Origin of the sequence: Levilactobacillus parabrevis ATCC 53295, assembly GCF_001434055.1 — a bacterium.
Classification (GTDB): domain Bacteria; phylum Bacillota; class Bacilli; order Lactobacillales; family Lactobacillaceae; genus Levilactobacillus; species Levilactobacillus parabrevis.
On record NZ_AZCZ01000120.1, the window covers coordinates 1 to 265 of the forward strand.

Here is a 265-nt window from a genome sequence, read left to right on the forward strand (position 1 = left end):
CGCCCCGAATCCGTTAAGATTCGAGGCGTTTTAGGTTGGTGTTCTTCTATTTCGACTGATCGAATTTCTTGGCCCGGTTGCTCCAGACTTCCAGTTCGGTGAAGACCGTTTCAATGTCAGCGTCTGGAGTGTCCTCGAGGACTTGATCCCAGAGAGACTGTTTGACCTGACGAATCGTCTTGCAGGCGGCTAAGCCTTGGGGAGTGATACTGACCCAAGTCGTGCGGTGGTCGGTGTCGTCAGGGGTTCTAGTGGTGTAGCCGGC

Annotated in this window: 1 protein-coding gene; it reads right to left on the bottom strand. The window is 54.3% G+C overall.

The window, feature by feature from the left end; translation table 11 throughout:
• Positions 1-46 precede the first annotated feature (46 nt).
• On the bottom strand, positions 47-265 hold a 219-nt coding region (locus FD07_RS12470; RefSeq protein ID WP_162254230.1), incomplete at its 5' end, for a MarR family winged helix-turn-helix transcriptional regulator.